Origin of the sequence: Paramagnetospirillum magnetotacticum MS-1, from assembly GCF_000829825.1 — a bacterium.
Taxonomy (GTDB): Bacteria; Pseudomonadota; Alphaproteobacteria; order Rhodospirillales; family Magnetospirillaceae; genus Phaeospirillum; species Phaeospirillum magnetotacticum.
Genome location: NZ_JXSL01000001.1, coordinates 1 through 13606 on the forward strand (window position 1 = coordinate 1; position 13606 = coordinate 13606).

Sequence of the window (13606 nt, forward strand, 5' to 3'; positions counted from 1 at the left end):
AAGCCCGAGGAACTGACGGTGCCCGATGTCCCCAACCAGGTGTGGTCCATGGATTTCATGGCTGACCGGCTGGAGGACGGGAGGGCCTTCAGGCTGCTCAACGTGCTCGACGACTTCAACCGCGAAGGGCTCGGCATCGAGGTGGATTACCGCCCCTTTAAGAAGGGAAATGACCGGAATAGACTGTAGGGTGGTGGATGCCGCAGGAAGTGTCGGCTTGATCGGCAGCGAGGACAATATGCTCAAGCTCACGCAAGACATGATGATCGGGCACCCGATTATTGACGCCGACCACAAGAAGCTCATTAGCATAATAAATCAATTCCTGGTAACTGCGAAAATATGCGAAACCTTAGAGGGGGAAGTTGATGGGCAGAATGAAGCTGCGATGCATGTGACGCTGAAGCAGCTAATTGCCTACACACATGAACACTTTGAGAGAGAAGAGAAAATACAAAGAGAGTGCATGTATCCATATTTTGAGATGCACGTCAGAGAGCATCGCGTTTTGAAGACTCAGCTTGAGGAAATGGCGTCGTCCTATTTCATCGCAAAGTCGAGGAAGGTAAACCGTCAATCCCTTAACGAAATGAGCGAATTTTTAAGGATGTGGCTGTTCAATCACATAATGAAGTTTGATATGAACTACAGAGACTGGGTTTGCCCAAAGGGTAATTAGGGCGTCTCGAAGGCTGGCGTTGCTGTTTCGCTATTTTTCGACAATATCAAAGTCCTGCAAAGATGCGGCTGATCCGAGTTCCATTTCCAGGATTTTTCCGGCCAACTCATTTGCCTCGATGGCTGCGGATTTTGCAGTGGAACTCATAGCGTCCAATCCACCGATTACAGCAGTCAAGCTTGCCACCCGACCCATTTGTCGCCGCAAGATATCCCCGATTCCAAGGGGAATGCCCTGCTTGCCGGACAAAATATCACCGCAAAGCCGTATGATTTTTTTTGCAGCCGTCACGGCCAGAGAATCCGCACTTTTCGTAAGTGCATGCCGTATCTCGCCCAACCGTTTAAGCTGAAAATTAGAGCATCCACTCACCTGCACCCTGGAATCAGCAAGTTCCATAAGGTTAATCAGCCTCTCAGTAGATTTAGAAATATCATAAAGCAATGCAGACTTCCGCTTTTTATCGGCAACCGCACTTGTTTGCAAGTTAATGTTCATAATTTTTGCGGCTAATTCATACGCATTTTCTATCACGATGCCAGTTTGCTTGTGTACAGTCTCGCTGCCAATGCCATCGTCATATTCGCCATTCATCTTGGCGATCATGATGCGGTCAATACTAACAATATGTGTGACGAGCCAATTATATATTAAAAAGAAAAGCTTCTCACTTCCGCCACCGTTATGGAGGTCATCACGATTGATACCGTCAAGCTTCTCTACAAAGCCAGCATGAATTCGCTTATGCTTGTCTCTTTCATCATAATCAAAGGAGTCCATGAGAGACTCCTCGTGCTTAAAGTGCATTTTTACATAATCTGAAAGACCAACAAGAACGTCATCGACCGCCTTGATTTCATATTCGGCACTTGAAGTTGTCCCAAGTATTTTAAGAAAATCGATGATTTTCCGGTGTTGATCATCGATGTCATCCCGCCCAGTGGCAATCGCCGTAGACCATCCGATTTCAGCCTTCATATCGACCGAAGATGTAGGGGCTATCGCCTCGCGGGGCTTATCTCGCAGCTTGACCTGCCGCTGATCTGCGGACGGGGCAATCACAGGGGAGCCTTCTTGACGGCGGGTCAGGGCATCATCCGCCCGTCTAAACGGCCCCTTGTAGCCCTTCATGATGGCAGAGCGTCTGTCTGGCCCATGAAAGCTCGGACAGGAAATAAAAGCCTTCTGCGTGGTCATCGCAGCCGTGATCGCCATTTGCAACGAGTGGCGGGTTATGGGAAGGGTGAGGGAAGCAGATATGCCCGCGTCTCTTGCCGCGATTAGCTCATCGGCGGTCCACTGGTTATCCAGGGCGATTATGGGAAGGGATTGAGGGGGGTGCCCTTCCCCCCAACGGACATGCTTCAAAACCTTCAGATGCCCAGTTCCACCAAGCTTATCGCACAGGATGATATTAATGTTTGATGCGTTTCCATGCTCAAGGTGCAGCATCGTGTGGCTGATGTCTTTGGTTTCTTCCTGAACTACAAAGCCACACTCACGCATAACGGAAACGATAAGCCTTCTGGTCGCAGTATTTTCAATGGCGACGAGTGCATTAACATCTGAAGATGATGATGCTAAGATTGTCATTATTATCTATTCCAGTCGCATTTAAATACTTCAGCGTGACGCATAGCTTTCCGACACCTTCCTGCCAGAGGCTGATAGTTCTTCTATATCCACGTAAGCAATCTCTCCAAGCCTACCCTTCAATTCCCGACATCTATCTCGGAAGGTTTCGACTGAATAGGATTTCGCTCCGGAAAATTTTCGAATTTTCTCCGCCACCTCATCAGCAATATTTTCGAGTCTTGTTAGACTTCGAAAAGTGGATTCCTTTGTTGATACTCCGTCACGCATACCTGCTGCCAATGAGTTACATTCAAAAACTATGGCTCCAGCAAGACTTTTTAAACGGTAATTTACGATAACTTGAATGGCTTCATTTTTTCCGGATTCGTATTGCTCTATCGAAATTCCTCGCCCTAATGCCTCGACCGGATTCGGAACAATGATTTGTGGGGCTGATGCACAGCCAGGGCGATTTTCATTTCGACGTTCAGGGCCAATATAATCTTGGGTGACGATAAAGGGCTTCCGCCTTTCCGCATGCCCAATAATCTGGTCCCTTAACTGACCAGATGAGAATGGAATAAGAAGCACAGAATCTGTTCCTGAAGACATCGCACTGCGAACAGCCGCCTCATCTCTTGATGAAAGCAGCAGCACCGTCAACACAAATGGGTCGCAATTTGTCTGTATAGATCGGATTTGACGAATAAAATACGCAGAATCATTCCCACCAACCATTGCATCCATAACTATAATTTGAAAGCCGCCATTTCGGCACGATTCATCAATAGCGATAAAGTTGTTTGATTCCTCTATGTTTGAAATTCCAATTTCATTCAGTGTGAATCGAATTCCAGATCGAATTGTACTGCTTGGCTCACAAATCAATGCCGTTATTTTAGAGTAATCTAATTTCAGTTTAGCGGGAACGATGACAGTAGGAACTGCCAACTTTTCAGTACCCGATCCTTCATTCTCAAGAGCGTCAAGGGCAAGATACGCAAGCGGTCTCTGATCAACGTCGTCATCAGTCAGCAGTGACCTGAACTTCATGTCCTCATTCATAATGTGACTTGCAAGCCACTTAAGGACAAGATCGTGCAGTTTCTCCGCAACGGACAAACTTCCACCACGATACAACCTGATAACCTCATTAATTTTGCGATTGAAGGCAAAGTGCTTTGCACGATGATCTTCAAAATGTTGAAAGCCAATTTTTTCCATGGCCTTTTCTTCACGGAGAAAGTGCCCTGCGACATATTCTTCGAGCATTGCCAAAGCACTCTCGATTACGAACTTGCTTTCCGCCGCCTCGAAGATGATGCCCTTGAGTAAATTGGCAATTTCAAAGAATGCCTTGTGATCGCTGTCAATCGCAGCATTCCCGACGGAGAACGCATCTGACCACCCAGCGATTTGGCACGCTTCCGTCATTCAGCAAAATCTCCATGAACTCTGCCGATTACCGCCCGCCAATTCGGGCGATAAAACCATCGACCTCGCGGCTCAGATTTTCAGACTGTCGTGACAATTCCGATGCAGCATCAGCAAACGCCTCTTTGCCAAAGGCTTCTGCGAGGTCCAGCAATCGGTTGATGTTGTGTTGCAGGGCTCCGATGCCATCGCTGGCACGGACGTCCAGAATTCGAGCATTGAGGTCACCACTGGAGGACCGGCCAAGAACGTGGATCGCATTGGTAAGATCACCTGCCATTCTTCGAGCAGAACCGCCGATCTTGATGCCTCCGACAACTCCAAGCAGGGATACCGAAATTACGACCCAAAGGGCGATGCTCGAACCACCAAGCAGCCCGAATATTCCGGACAGAAGGCAGATCGCCGAAGGAACCAGCATCCCAAGGGATAAGGTTCGGGCATATGAGCCGAGGGTCGTTTCCATGTGGCTGCCTCTGATCAATTTTCTGGCGTGATGGTGAAGATGAAACGGTCATAGCTATCGAATCCCGCCGTTGCTACGGCGTCGTTCAGCATTTTCCATGATCGCTCAAGCCCGACCTTCGAATCTGGATGGCGGCGTTCTTCTTCCAACAGCGAACGGTAAAGCGGCTTGATCGTCTCCAATGCGGCCTTCTCGGGCACCCGTCGATTGGAGTGATATCCGATGATCTGACCGGCAGCGTCGAAGTTCGGGGTGACGTGGGCGAATACCCAGTAGTTGTCACCATTCTTCGCCATGTTGTTCACATAAGCGAATATCTCCCGGCCATCGACAATCGTGTCCCAAAGCAGTTTAAAGACGCATCGCGGCATTTCGGGGTGCCGTATGACCGAATGTGGTTTCCCCATCACCTCGGATTCGGTATAGCCGCTGACCGTCAAAAACACATCGTTGACGTAGGTCAGCCGTCCTTTGGGATCGGTCTTGCTGACGATCAATTCGTCATGAGCAAAAGTTCGCTCGCGACCTGATGGAGTTTTACGGTCACCCGTCATCTCCGACACCTCTCCCAGATTGAATGGACTATGAACGCGGCCTGATGGGCATGCTAAACGGATAAACGAATGTTAAACGATTGTCACAAAGGTATCGCGTCCGATTATGAATTTCGATAGGGTTCTGAGCGGCGACAAGCCGAAGATATTGTGAAATTGGGGGCACAATGAGCCGAGAAAGTGGACACGACCAGTTTGCAGTTTTCGATGAAATTCGCGATGAATTTTTCGATGACGCAATGGAGCGGCTCCGTGCCCTTGAATTCGTTCTGGATAACGGCAGCCATGGCCGGATCACCCGTTCGGAACTGATTGGGAGCTTTCGGCGGCTCGCTCTGTATCTGCGTGGACAGGCGGCAGGATTCGGCTTGAACGCCCTCTGTGCTGTGGCCCACAAGCTCGACGAATATCTTGCGGACGCCCCTGAAACACTGCCTCCGCGAATCTGGGCCGACCTCGAAACCTATATTGATGAGTTATCTAAACAGATTGGTGGTCGCGGCACAGAAATCCAGCCCGATTTCTCCCGGCTCCCACAAAAACTTGCTTCAACACTGGATGATATCGAGATCAGACGCATCGAAGTGATGCTGGTTGCTCCCCATGGGGCACAGTCGCATTTTGTTGAACGTGAACTTCGCCAATGTGGCTACAGAACCTCGGTGGTCCCCGATACCGTCTTGGCGTTGTCAATGGTGGTTCAGACGAAACCAGACCTCATCATCATCTCGGCAGTCATGCCGGGGTTGGACGGAATCGATCTGGCGATAGGGTTGTCGGCCATGCCCTCAACCCGTAACATCGCAATTGCCGTCATTACCAGCCTGGATCGGGACGCCGGTGTGTTGACGCTGTTGCCGAAGAAGGTTCCCGTCATTTTCAAAGGCCCGAACTTCGCGGATGACCTGTTCAAGGCCCTTGATAGCCTGTTTATGATTTAGTCGGGGGCTGCTGCCCGGCTCCTAACTTGGCGGATTTTCCAGTCGGCCGCAGACATCGCAGAAATGGCATTTCTCGTTCATCCACTGCCGAATGCCAGTCAACAAGCATCGATGCGTACCGCATTCCAGCAAGTAGCCGTAACAGGCCATCATGTTGGGAAACTCCATCTCATACAGGATCGGAATTACGGCCTCCCTGATCGCCATGGGTGCTTCGGCTAAGGTGTCGCACATTTCGGATTCCTTCCCCGCCCTACACGGGTCGCCACCATACTAATGGTGTATAAATCATACCTCCGAATAGGTTCTGGTTAAATAACAATTAACGCAGCAATGATCTTTTGCGGTGCAGCGAGGCGATGGTGTTGAAGATTTCGCCATTGAGTAGTTCATCCCGGAGCTTGCCGTTAAATGACTCGCAGTAGCCGTTTTCCCATGGGCTGCCGGGTTCGATAAAGAGCGTCCCCACTTCCAACTTGCCAAGCCATTCTCGCACGGCAATGGCCGTCATTTCCGGGCCGTTGTCGCTGCGAATATGCTTAGGCACAGGCCCAGAGGGCCCTTTACGATAAACCGGATCGCAGAAGGCAAACGTCCGTTCGTGGCACTGACCCGGCATAGCGGACTTTCCCGCTGGATGGCGGTTGCCGTGGGTACAGCGGCCTCCTGCCTCGCCACGACCAACCGGCTGGCCATGACCCAACCCGGACACTCCGCGGCTCCAGAGAGGTGGGCAAGTCAATCTGCGAGCGAGGATATGCCATAGAGCTTCCCAATGCGGATCACCTTAACCTATGGGCGAAAATTGATTGATAGAATGTGGATTGAGCGAAGGTGCCTTTTTGCTTCCCATTCCTCCGTCATAGGTGGCTAAATGATCGTTTAGGATCGGAATCGGTCCTTGACGGGAGGGGCCGATGGTCGATACCGGCAGTCGGTCCGAACCCGGGCTTCAGGGATGCGAAAGCGAGCGCCTTCACCTGTCGGGGGAGATCCAGCCGTTCGGGGCTCTGCTCCGGCTGGATCCTGATGGTCAGGTCAGCCACGCCAGCGCCAATTGCGGCGCGGTGCTTGGTATACCGCCCGAGGCACTGTTAGGCCAGATCCCCGGTCCGTTGCTGGGCGGGCTCGTCGGGCTCGACGAACTGACCCCACTCGGCGGATTTCCCATCCTTCGGACCAAGGCCTTCACCGCCCACGGTGACGCGCTAGACTTGGCGGTCTCGCCCTCAGGCGAGGGTTTGCTGTTGGAATTCGAACCGACCGGCGACTTCAGCGGAACACACTCACTCAAGCTCAAGTCCCTCGAGGCGATACATTTGCTGCACTCCCCGACCGTCCGTGAGCAACCCAATGCCTCGTTCCAAATACTGACCGAGACCATCGCCGACCTGACCGGATATGGCCGCGTGCTGATCTATCGTTTTGCCGATGATTGGAGCGGCGAGGTGGTTGCCGAAACCTTGAGGCGGCCAATGCAATCCTATCAGGGTCTGCACTTTCCCGCCGCCGACATCCCGGTGATCGCCCGAGACCTCTACACACTCAACCGGCAGCGCTACATCCGTGATGCCCTGGCCGGATCGGTGCCAATTCTTGGCTGCGACCCAGCGGACGGAGCGCCCGACCAGACCTTCGGAGATCTACGCAGCGTCTCGCCGATGCACCTCACGTATCTCGGCAATATGGGGGTGCGCGCTTCATTTTCCGCCTCGATCCTGATGCGCGGAAAGCTGTGGGGTCTGATCGCCTGCCATCACCCTGAGCCAAAACCACTCTCCCTTGATGTACGCCAGCAGTTGGTGAAGATCGCCCGCGACTTCTCGGTCGGACTGCTTGTTTATATCGCCAGCATCCATCTCAAATTCATCGATGGAATTCAGCGCGAGGTGCGGACCATGCTCGATTCAGCAGGACACCTTGACCTGACCCAGGGGCTGGTCCGGTGCCAAGACCGGTTTTTGGCCCTGGTAGGGGCAGATTCAGCGGCGATCCTCACTGACGATTCTGTCATCCGTCTGGGCGACGCGCCCGCAACCGACGATCTTGCCCTTATCGACCACTGGTTTGACTCCCAAGACGGCAAGGGATTCGCCTCAACCGCTCATCTCGCCGCCCAGATTCCCGAGGCCGAGACGTTCCGCGCCCAGGCCAGCGGGGTGATCGCGCTGAGGGTCCGCCTCGCCTGGCTGAGCGGTTCCAGCCTGCGCCTGTTCTGGTTCCGGCGGGAATGGCCGCATCTGGTCCAGTGGGCTGGAGACCCAACCAAGCCGGGCGGTAGCGGTGGAGTTCTGACCCCGCGCCAGTCGTTCACTACCTGGAGTGAGTTGGCGCGCGGACGCGCCCGGCCGTGGGAACTGCCCGATCTGCTGGCCGCCAAGACCCTGCGTGCTTGCCTGTGCAGCCTCAAGGTTCCTGCGGCGTAGTGCCGCCACCTCTGACCAAGCGCTTCCTGATAGGTGTTCGCTCGCCAATGCCTTGGTGAATAATACGGGTTAGAGCCTTTCGGCGTGACAGCACCCCACACGGGCCACGCCATCGACGCGGGGGTAATGCGCAGTCCGTCCCGCCCAAGACCGATGCCAAGGCGCAGGAGCGCTTTCAAGAAAAGGCCTCCGCGACGCAGTAACGGCGACGCGCATGACTCACCCCGCGAAGCGGGTCATCTCGTAGGGTCGGCGGTATAACACGACACTCTCCTTGAGTTTAGCCCATACGGTCGCCATATCCCCCTTGCCACCTTGAACGCGCTTCGGGCGGCTTGCTGCGAACCGTTCGCAGGATATTTACGCTTAGCCCAAACCGTGTTTACAATACTTTGGTATATGGCGCACAAGGATTAGAAGCGCCTCAGTGTGCAATCCGCCGCGGACGCCGACTTTCTGTAGGTGATGTTGATGCTGAAGCTAACTGAAGACCTGATGATAGGGAACAAGGTCATTGACCGAGACCATCAAGGGTTGATTGATATTATTAATAGATTCTTGGATGATGCAAAGGTTTGTGAGTTCCTTGGAGACACTATATCTAACAAATACCACGAAATTATGCACAACACCCTAAAAGACCTCGTCAGCTATACACGCGAGCATTTCGAGCGCGAAGAGCTGATTCAACGTGAATGCATGTATGAGTACCACGAGATGCACAAAAGGGAACATCGTGCGCTTGTGGCTCAGGTTGAGGAAATGGCGAGAGATTACTTCGTAAGGAAAACGAAGAAAATTGATCTAAAAGCCATGAACGAACTAAATGAATTTATGAAATTTTGGCTCATGAATCACATCAAGAAATTTGACACTAATTTACGTCCGTGGGTAGCTGATAATAATGCTGACGCACAAAATCCCATGATAGCGAAATGAACATGCTCAGCTCTCGCCAGATATTTCCAGTTCGCCAAATTATTTCGGGCAATGGAAACATCGGAGAGCGCGTCTGCTCCATACACACATATATTAAAGACGTTATCGGATGTAGCGGCATATCCCGTGTGTCACTGGCTGTTTATGACAAAGAAAGCGACTTGGTTAGCACCTTTGCCTTTTCTGACGACAATGATGAAAAGTTTTCTTTGTATTCAGCAAGACTACAAGATGTAAAGTCGCTATTTGATATGTCAACCACAGGTCAATTCCGCGTTGTTGACAGCATTTTTGAAAATTACAGTTCAGACACAAGACACTCAAGTATTATCAATAAAATAGGTCTCTGCTCTAGCGTAACCTTTCCCGTTTCAACCAATATCGATCTCACAGGTTTTGTGTTCTTCAATTCGACATCGCCATCATATTTCACTGAGAACATCATTTCAGCGATTTCTCCTTATGCCGCACTCCTCGGTTTGATGCTCATGAACGAGGTTGCTCCACTCAATGCCGTGAAGGCTGCAGTGGATACCGTGCGTGACGTAGCATCCCTTCGCGACGATGAGACGGGCGCCCATCTGCTGCGCATGTCAGCCTATGTGCGACTGATCGCCTCCGAACTGGCCAAGCGCTACAAATATCCTGATGAGTGGGTGGATATGCTGACCCGCTGCGCGCCTCTGCATGACATCGGAAAAATATCTGTTCCTGACCACATCCTTCATAAGCCAGGAAAGCTGAGCTCCGAGGAGCGATTGGTCATGCAACAGCATGTTAATGCTGGGGTCGAAATTGGCATGAAAATTTTGGACAATTTTGGCCTGGATAAAGATCATATAAAAACAATGCTAAAAGAGGTTATTTGCGAGCACCACGAGACAATTGATGGTCTTGGATATCCAAACGGACTTAACGACGATATAATCTCTGTTGAAGCGAGAATTGTTGCTATTGCCGATATATTTGATGCCCTTACGACAGAGCGCTCTTACAAGGATGCGTGGACGATAGATGGTGCTATCGAATACATCAAGGAACTATCTGGCGTTAAGCTAGACAAGGAATGCGTCGATATATTTGTTGATAATATTGATGAAATTTTGTTGATTAGGGCGAGATTCCCAGATGTCGATGCGTAGGTATTTTTGCAAAATTCCGTGACCAATAGTCATAATTTTTATCTTGTGCGTTATTTATTAATGTCTAGTTCATGCTATTAGGCGGATTGTGACGTTTAATTCTCCGACAAGCCCAAAAGGATGGCACATGGACAGCTTAAAGACCGCAGTCATTGTCGATGACAATCCGCCCACACGCACTTTGATTTTCGAGGTCCTTAAAGGAATCGGCATCAAGGATATCGTCCAGGCAATCAATGGCGAAGATGCGATTGCCAAGATCCGTGAAACGTCTCCGCACTTAGTCATTATGGACTGGAAGATGGACGTGATGGATGGGCTTGAATGCACTCAACGCATTCGCTCAGGGATTGATGGCATTGATCAAAAAATTCCAATCGTCCTACTGACTGGGATGGTGGGAGCAGATGCGGAAAAAAAGGCATACGAGGCAGGTGTGGACTTGTTCCTGGAAAAGCCCTTTTCGATCAAAAAGCTTCATTCTGGGATAATCAAAATTCTTGGGCCAGCTTGATCAAAATTAGGGCGCATAAATTCTTATTTGTTTTCGTTCATCACGGTGGCGCATATGACTGAAGGCACAGAAAAGGAAACTAAACCCGATGGGTGGTCCGCAGAATTGTCTGTTGGAGTGGACATCATTGACGAGGACCATCAAGCCTTCTTTCGACTGGCAGAGCTTCTCCGCGATGTTATAGAAGGTCCAGAGGAAGGGAGTGACTACCTGATCGAAACGGCGATTAACATACTTGAAGAATATGTTGAAGGGCATTTCCTGCGGGAAGAGATGGCAATGGTCGCCGTGAACTACCCCTTTTTGGCCGAACATCTTGCCGCGCATCAAGCTTTTGCTGCGAAAGCGCATCAAATCGCACAAGAGTATAGGGGTGGCAATAAGGATATTGCAGGAACAATAAGTGGCCTTGTGGAGCGTTGGATCGTGGGCCACATTCAAACTATTGATAAGCAATACTGTGGATATTTGACAAACGATAACGTAGATGGACGACCTTTAATTTACCTATCTGATGAGGATGGCAATGAACTTGAGGTCTAGCTTTTCTTCCAGCTATAGCACGGCCACTTGTTTGACCACTTCAATCGACAGAAGTCACCGTGCTTGCTTGGGTGTCATCATCGAAGCGGCTGGAGATGGCGTCAATCTCAGGCAAGATCGACAGGAAGACCGACACAAGGTGCGGGTCAAAGTGGCTTCCACTGTTTCCCTGTAGATAGGCAATCACCAATTCCTTGTCCCATGGCTTCTTGTAGGGGCGCTCGGACAGCAGGGCATCATACACATCGCAAATGGCGGCAATTCGGCCCTCCAGTGGGATTTCATCACCCTGAAGGCCCGCCGGATAGCCAGTGCCATCCCACCTTTCGTGGTGGGTCAAGGAAATGGGTCTGGCCAATAGCACGGGCAGACGCGAGGTATTCTTGGTCGAAGCGGCCTCGCAGCACATAGGTCAGCCAATGAAACCTCTGCGCCTCACGGGCGCGGTCCATTGATGCTGACGACGTGAAGAGCGCCGCAGCAGCCTCGCTTTCTTGGACCCGTGAATAGAAAGTGTCGAGAATGGTGTCGAAATGCGGCTCAATCTCTGAGGCGAAATCACACAAAACTGCCAATGTCTCGGCATCAACCTGAAGAAAGGAAATCCATCGTTCAAGCTGCATTGGCATCGGTAGTCCTTTGTTGGCGGGGCAGCGCCAAGCTAGTGATCTGTTACAGATGTGGTCCACATCAGTAGGATATATGGCTCTCGTCTGGTTTTCTAGCCCGTGCGCTCCTATATTCGTCTGGACGAATGCCCAAAGCATATTCGGGAGATTTTGCATGAAGGAACCCTTGCTCCCGGCCGATGAGGCTTCGCGTCTTGCCGCGCTTCGTCGTTTGGGCGTTCTGGATACCCAGGCGGAAGAACGCTTCGACCGGATCACCCGGATTGCCAAGACCCATTTCGGCGTGGCCATTGCCCTGGTCAGTCTGGTGGATGCCGACCGTCAGTGGTTCAAGTCCTGCCAAGGCATTGATGCTTCGGAGACCCCCAGGAACATCTCCTTCTGCGGCCATGCGATCCTTCGGGAAGAGATATTCGTGGTCACCAACGCCATCGAGCATCCCGATTTCGCCGACAATCCCCTGGTGATTGGTCCGCCCAACATCCGCTTCTATGCCGGTGCGCCCCTTCATGCCCCGGATGGCGAGCGGGTCGGCACCCTTTGTGTCATTGATCCGAGGCCTCGGGACTTCAGCGCTGAAGATAGCGACGTTCTGCGTGATCTGGCGAACTGCGTCGAAGGCGAGTTGGCGCTGGCCCATATCCGCAACCTGCCTGAGCAGATCAACCTTTCAGTCAATGACATGATTTGGGCTTTCGGTCTCTCGATGCCCACCTGGGGGAGTCTGAAAAACACCCTGAATGAACAGGCCAAGCCGGTTCTCGCACTTCTGGGCCGGTGGCTATCCGACCATCCGGATGAAAATGTACCGCTCCGCGCCCCCACACCTGCCGAACTGTTCGACATGTTGAACGTTACACTCGGTGAGAAGGCCCCCAGCTTGAAGTTTTTCAGCCTGCACTTGGGCCTGGATGCCACCGGCGGCTACCGCTGGATCACGCTTGGTGGCGGTTGTCACGGCGCCACCAAGCGGTCGATGTCGATCATCTTGGGAGAAGGGCAGTTTGGCCTGGAGAACCGCTGGCTAGCATGGGTCGAAATGGCCCAAGCCGAAGCCCGGTTGAGGCTGTTCTTCGTACGACGAAGAAGCGGTAAATCCGAATCAGTTTCGGATTCACCCTATCAACAGCCCACCCCAAAACGTTGATATATTGTTGATATAAATCAGCACAACAACCTCACCGCGACACTCCGCCAAACGCAGACAAAGAAAAACCCGCAGAAGCTAGGCTTTCTGCGGGTTTTATCTATCGTCTTGGTTGCGGGGGTAGGATTTGAACCTACGACCTTCAGGTTATGAGCCTGACGAGCTACCGGGCTGCTCCACCCCGCGGTAAGGCATTGGGCTTTACGGGCCCTTAAAAGCGTTACACCGGCCTTTATGGGCCGGTGTTTTCATCGTGAAGGTTTTTCTTGTTCGTTTCCTTTGAAGACCAGGCAGCGTCCTACTCTCCCGTGCCTTAAGACACAGTACCATCGGCGCAGAGGGGTTTCACGTCCGAGTTCGGGATGGGATCGGGTGGAGGGCCCTCGCTATGACCACCTGGTCGTCGAAGGAAACGAAGAAGAATTTCTGATCTGATTAGTACCTTCGTGCACTGATACAAGTATTTCGTGTGTCGGGCTTGCCGCTACGCATGGGCGATCAAGCCGATCGAGCGATTAGTACAGCTTAGCTTCACGTGTTACCACGCTTCCACATGCTGCCTATCAACGTGGTGGTCTTCCACGGCTCTGATAGGGAAACCTGGTTTTGAGGGGAGC

General features: G+C 51.7%; 14 protein-coding genes, 1 tRNA gene, 2 rRNA genes and 2 pseudogenes. 9 read left to right on the plus strand and 10 right to left on the minus strand.

Going from position 1 to position 13606, the window contains the following annotated elements:
• Window positions 1–150, plus strand: a pseudogene (locus CCC_RS00005) (IS3 family transposase); the annotation flags it as partial.
• Window positions 151–169: 19 nt separating this feature from the next.
• Complete coding sequence (locus CCC_RS00010) at window positions 170–679, plus strand: bacteriohemerythrin (RefSeq protein WP_236686247.1); 510 nt, start codon at window positions 170–172, stop codon at window positions 677–679.
• Between the two features lie 30 nt (window positions 680–709).
• Here the strand turns inward: CCC_RS00010 and CCC_RS22640 are convergent, their stop codons facing one another.
• The 4 genes from CCC_RS22640 to CCC_RS00030 are packed head-to-tail and all read right to left on the minus strand — an operon-like array spanning window position 710 to window position 4708.
• On the minus strand, window positions 710–2272 hold the full coding sequence (locus CCC_RS22640; RefSeq protein WP_236686248.1) for a hemerythrin domain-containing protein: 1563 nt from the start codon (window positions 2270–2272) through the stop codon (window positions 710–712).
• 30 nt (window positions 2273–2302) lie between these two features.
• Window positions 2303–3688, minus strand: a complete 1386-nt coding sequence (locus tag CCC_RS21430; RefSeq protein ID WP_082036425.1) for a bacteriohemerythrin — start codon at window positions 3686–3688, stop codon at window positions 2303–2305.
• A gap of 28 nt (window positions 3689–3716) precedes the next feature.
• Entirely contained in the window at window positions 3717–4154 is a 438-nt protein-coding gene (locus tag CCC_RS21435) for a hypothetical protein (protein WP_236686249.1), read from the minus strand.
• Between the two features lie 14 nt (window positions 4155–4168).
• Window positions 4169–4708 (minus strand): PAS domain-containing protein, encoded by a 540-nt coding sequence (locus tag CCC_RS00030; protein ID WP_041039001.1) that lies wholly within the window; start codon window positions 4706–4708, stop codon window positions 4169–4171.
• A 167-nt stretch (window positions 4709–4875) separates the two neighbouring features.
• On the opposite strand from CCC_RS00030, the gene CCC_RS00035 reads away from it, so the two are divergent.
• Window positions 4876–5649 (plus strand): Hpt domain-containing protein, encoded by a 774-nt coding sequence (locus CCC_RS00035; protein WP_041039003.1) that lies wholly within the window; start codon window positions 4876–4878, stop codon window positions 5647–5649.
• Between the two features lie 355 nt (window positions 5650–6004).
• On the opposite strand, the pseudogene CCC_RS00045 reads toward CCC_RS00035, so the two are convergent.
• Window positions 6005–6196: pseudogene (locus CCC_RS00045) on the minus strand (integrase core domain-containing protein); the annotation flags it as partial.
• A 370-nt stretch (window positions 6197–6566) separates the two neighbouring features.
• Here CCC_RS00045 and CCC_RS00050 point away from each other — a divergent pair.
• From CCC_RS00050 to CCC_RS00070, 5 genes are all read left to right on the plus strand, one after another.
• Window positions 6567–8075, plus strand: a complete 1509-nt coding sequence (locus CCC_RS00050; protein WP_009866667.1) for a GAF domain-containing protein — start codon at window positions 6567–6569, stop codon at window positions 8073–8075.
• Between the two features lie 471 nt (window positions 8076–8546).
• Window positions 8547–9014, plus strand: a complete 468-nt coding sequence (locus CCC_RS00055) for a bacteriohemerythrin (RefSeq protein WP_236686250.1) — start codon at window positions 8547–8549, stop codon at window positions 9012–9014.
• Complete coding sequence (locus tag CCC_RS21440) at window positions 9011–10156, plus strand: HD domain-containing phosphohydrolase (protein WP_082036426.1); 1146 nt, start codon at window positions 9011–9013, stop codon at window positions 10154–10156. The genes CCC_RS00055 and CCC_RS21440 overlap by 4 nt, the downstream gene beginning before the upstream one ends.
• 127 nt (window positions 10157–10283) lie before the next feature.
• Window positions 10284–10670, plus strand: coding sequence for a response regulator (locus tag CCC_RS00065; protein ID WP_052472825.1), 387 nt, complete (start codon window positions 10284–10286; stop codon window positions 10668–10670).
• A gap of 54 nt (window positions 10671–10724) precedes the next feature.
• Entirely contained in the window at window positions 10725–11213 is a 489-nt protein-coding gene (locus CCC_RS00070) for a bacteriohemerythrin (RefSeq protein ID WP_041039021.1), read from the plus strand.
• A 40-nt stretch (window positions 11214–11253) separates the two neighbouring features.
• Here the strand turns inward: CCC_RS00070 and CCC_RS22975 are convergent, their stop codons facing one another.
• Window positions 11254–11553 carry an HD-GYP domain-containing protein gene (locus CCC_RS22975; RefSeq protein ID WP_407668810.1) on the minus strand — a complete coding sequence of 100 codons (300 nt, stop codon included), beginning with the start codon at window positions 11551–11553 and terminating at the stop codon, window positions 11254–11256.
• Entirely contained in the window at window positions 11498–11998 is a 501-nt protein-coding gene (locus tag CCC_RS23000) for a protoglobin domain-containing protein (protein ID WP_082036427.1), read from the minus strand. The genes CCC_RS22975 and CCC_RS23000 overlap by 56 nt, the downstream gene beginning before the upstream one ends.
• Here CCC_RS23000 and CCC_RS20905 point away from each other — a divergent pair.
• Window positions 11997–12989 carry a GAF domain-containing protein gene (locus tag CCC_RS20905; protein WP_052472826.1) on the plus strand — a complete coding sequence of 331 codons (993 nt, stop codon included), beginning with the start codon at window positions 11997–11999 and terminating at the stop codon, window positions 12987–12989. The two genes, CCC_RS23000 and CCC_RS20905, sit on opposite strands and share 2 nt — an antisense overlap.
• Window positions 12990–13098: 109 nt before the next feature.
• On the opposite strand, the gene CCC_RS00085 is transcribed toward CCC_RS20905, so the two are convergent.
• The 3 genes from CCC_RS00085 to CCC_RS00095 all read right to left on the minus strand — a co-directional run.
• Window positions 13099–13175, minus strand: a tRNA-Met gene (locus tag CCC_RS00085).
• A gap of 99 nt (window positions 13176–13274) precedes the next feature.
• Window positions 13275–13389 (minus strand): 5S ribosomal RNA (gene rrf / locus CCC_RS00090).
• 94 nt (window positions 13390–13483) lie between these two features.
• Window positions 13484–13606 (minus strand): 23S ribosomal RNA (locus CCC_RS00095); the annotation flags it as partial.

Excerpts from the sequence above, each read along its gene's own strand:
- CCC_RS00050 (WP_009866667.1), top strand. The coding sequence starts at position 6,567 with ATGGTCGATACCGGCAGTCGGTCCGAACCCGGGCTTCAGGGATGCGAA.
- CCC_RS00065 (WP_052472825.1), top strand. The coding sequence starts at position 10,284 with ATGGACAGCTTAAAGACCGCAGTCATTGTCGATGACAATCCGCCCACA.
- CCC_RS21430 (WP_082036425.1), bottom strand. The coding sequence starts at position 3,688 with ATGACGGAAGCGTGCCAAATCGCTGGGTGGTCAGATGCGTTCTCCGTC.
- CCC_RS21440 (WP_082036426.1), top strand. The coding sequence starts at position 9,011 with ATGAACATGCTCAGCTCTCGCCAGATATTTCCAGTTCGCCAAATTATT.
- CCC_RS00035 (WP_041039003.1), top strand. The coding sequence starts at position 4,876 with ATGAGCCGAGAAAGTGGACACGACCAGTTTGCAGTTTTCGATGAAATT.
- CCC_RS00010 (WP_236686247.1), top strand. The coding sequence starts at position 170 with ATGACCGGAATAGACTGTAGGGTGGTGGATGCCGCAGGAAGTGTCGGC.
- CCC_RS20905 (WP_052472826.1), top strand. The coding sequence starts at position 11,997 with ATGAAGGAACCCTTGCTCCCGGCCGATGAGGCTTCGCGTCTTGCCGCG.
- CCC_RS23000 (WP_082036427.1), bottom strand. The coding sequence starts at position 11,998 with ATGCAAAATCTCCCGAATATGCTTTGGGCATTCGTCCAGACGAATATA.
- CCC_RS00030 (WP_041039001.1), bottom strand. The coding sequence starts at position 4,708 with ATGACGGGTGACCGTAAAACTCCATCAGGTCGCGAGCGAACTTTTGCT.
- CCC_RS00070 (WP_041039021.1), top strand. The coding sequence starts at position 10,725 with ATGACTGAAGGCACAGAAAAGGAAACTAAACCCGATGGGTGGTCCGCA.
- CCC_RS21435 (WP_236686249.1), bottom strand. The coding sequence starts at position 4,154 with ATGGAAACGACCCTCGGCTCATATGCCCGAACCTTATCCCTTGGGATG.
- CCC_RS00055 (WP_236686250.1), top strand. The coding sequence starts at position 8,547 with ATGCTGAAGCTAACTGAAGACCTGATGATAGGGAACAAGGTCATTGAC.
- CCC_RS22640 (WP_236686248.1), bottom strand. The coding sequence starts at position 2,272 with ATGACAATCTTAGCATCATCATCTTCAGATGTTAATGCACTCGTCGCC.